3 protein-coding genes are annotated in these 2,300 nt (G+C 62.2%); all 3 read left to right on the top strand.

Annotated features, from left to right (window positions below):
* Nucleotides 1-79: 79 nt before the first annotated feature.
* Nucleotides 80-835: a glucose 1-dehydrogenase gene (locus tag ACXRVY_RS24915; protein WP_223463232.1), complete on the top strand. Its 756-nt coding sequence runs from the start codon at nt 80-82 to the stop codon at nt 833-835.
* A gap of 13 nt (nt 836-848) precedes the next feature.
* Nucleotides 849-1,937 carry a 2Fe-2S iron-sulfur cluster-binding protein gene (locus ACXRVY_RS24920; RefSeq protein WP_458238510.1) on the top strand — a complete coding sequence of 363 codons (1,089 nt, stop codon included), beginning with the start codon at nt 849-851 and terminating at the stop codon, nt 1,935-1,937.
* Nucleotides 1,938-2,183: 246 nt separating this feature from the next.
* Nucleotides 2,184-2,300: SDR family NAD(P)-dependent oxidoreductase (locus ACXRVY_RS24925; RefSeq protein WP_458238511.1), on the top strand; the 117-nt coding region annotated here is incomplete at its 3' end.

The following is a 2,300-nucleotide window of genomic DNA, read 5'->3' on the forward strand; positions in this document are numbered from 1 at the left end:
GCATTTATTCCGGTCGCCGGGCTGCCGCCCACGTGGCCGACCAATTCGCACTTCAAACCGCACGATCAGGAGAACAACAATGCAACGTGTAGAAGGCAAAGTCTGCATCATCACCGGCGCCGCCAGCGGTATCGGTCGCGAAGACGCCCTGCTGCTGGCCCGCGAAGGCGCCAAAGTGGTACTGACCGACCTCAACGAAGAAACTGGTCGCCAGGTGGCTGCAGAAATCGGCGCCAATGCGCTGTTCATCCGCCACGACATCGCCAGCGAAAGCGATTGGCAGAACGTGGTGAAAACTACTGTTGAACACTTCGGCCGTCTCGACGTGCTGGTCAACAACGCCGCGATCCTGGCCCTGGGCAGCATCGAAGACACCACCCTGGAACTGTGGCAGAAGGTGCAGAAAATCAACGGCGAAGGCTACTTCCTCGGCTGCAAGTACGCGATCCAGGCGATGAAGGAAACCGGTGGCGGTTCGATCATCAACATGTCGTCGGTGGCCGCATTGGGCGCGATGCCGATGTTCTGCGCCTACTCGGCATCCAAAGGCGCGGTGGCGGCGATGACCCGTTCCATTGCCCTGCACTGCAAGCAGCAGGGCTACCGCATCCGCTGCAACAGCGTGCACCCGGATGGCGTGAACACGCCGATGACCCAGGCCCTGGCCGGTGGTCAGCCAATCCCTCAGGAAGCCCTGGACCAAGACCCGATGAACCGCATGGCCGCGCCACGGGACATTGCCAACGTGGTGCTATTCCTCGCCACCGACGAGTCGCGGTTCGTCAACGGTGCCGAGATCCGCGTCGACAACGCCCAACTGATCAGCGGGCTCTGAGGCCGAGGTGAACATGGGCACGCAACAACAGAACCTGACCCCGGCCGAACACACGACGGGAAGTGTCTCATTGCAAGTGTGCGCGGTGATCGACGAGACCTTGGATGCGCGCTCGCTGGTGCTGGACGTACCGCCAACCTTGCGTGAGCGCTTTCGCTACAAACCGGGCCAGTTCCTGAGTTTTCGCGTGCCCTTCGCCGGCAAACTGTTGACCCGCTGCTATTCCATGGCCAGCTCGCCCCTCGCGGACGCGCTGCCCAAGGTCACGGTGAAACGGGTCGACGGTGGCCGGGTGTCGAACTGGATGAACGAAGTGCAGGTCGGCGACTGGCTGGAAGTGCTGCCACCGGCCGGGCATTTCTGCCTGGACCCGCAGCACTCGGCTGACACCGACAGACCGTTGGTATTGTTCGGTGGCGGCTCGGGCATTACCCCGGTATTTTCCATTCTCAAGTCGGTGCTGCACAGCAGCCGGCGGCCGATCAAGTTGATCTACGCCAACCGCGATGAAGCGTCGGTGATATTCAAGGACGAGCTGTGCCGGTTGATCAAGGCGCATCCTGATCAACTGCACGTGGTGCACGTCCTCGATTCGGTGCAGGGTTTCCTGACGGACCATCAGGTCCGTCATCTGCTGCGCGGATCGGCCGGTGGCGACTACTTCATCTGCGGGCCGGGTCCGTTCATGGACACCGTGGAGCGCACGCTGCTGGCACTGGGCGAAGCGGCCGAGCGGATCCATGTCGAACGTTTCGTCTCGCCGCCGGACCCCGATGAACTGCTGGCCGAAGAAGCCCTCGCCCGCGAGGCAGCGATGGGGTCGCAGTGCGAGGCGCTGATCGTCGAGCTCGATGGACAGCAACACGAAATCGCCTGCCAGCCCGGCGACACCCTGCTGCAAAGTTGCAAGGCCGCCGGCCTGGATGTGCCGTCGTCCYGTGAAGAAGGTTTCTGCGGCGCGTGCATGTGCGTGGTCAGGGAAGGCGAGGTTCAGTTGGCACGCAACGACGTGCTGACACCCAAGGAACTGGTCGACGGCTGGACACTGGCCTGCCAGAGCCGACCGACCGGGGCGAAGGTGCGCCTGAAATTCCCGGATTGAAGATACACATCCCCCTGTAGGAGCGAGCCGGCTCCGGGCGGCGTTCCGACGATGGACGTCAACGATAACGCGCCCTTTCTGAATGAACGCGGTGCCCGGACGTTTTTCGCGAGCAGGCTCGCTCCTACAGTTGAAATGTGCCGGATGGGGGATCTATTGCTTAGTCTCAACGGACGATCACTCGGCCCCGGTCTGCAGTTAGACTCGGCCACAGCATTAGCCCACAACAACAAAAGAGGTTCAGTTATGACTCGTTTGCAGAATAAGGTCGCGGTGGTCACCGGTGGCGCTTCGGGTATCGGTCTGGCCTGCGTGCGCCGTTTCGCTGCCGAAGGCGCGCAAGTGATCGGGCTGGACACTGTC

Source organism: Pseudomonas sp. P5_A2_2, assembly GCF_054177685.1.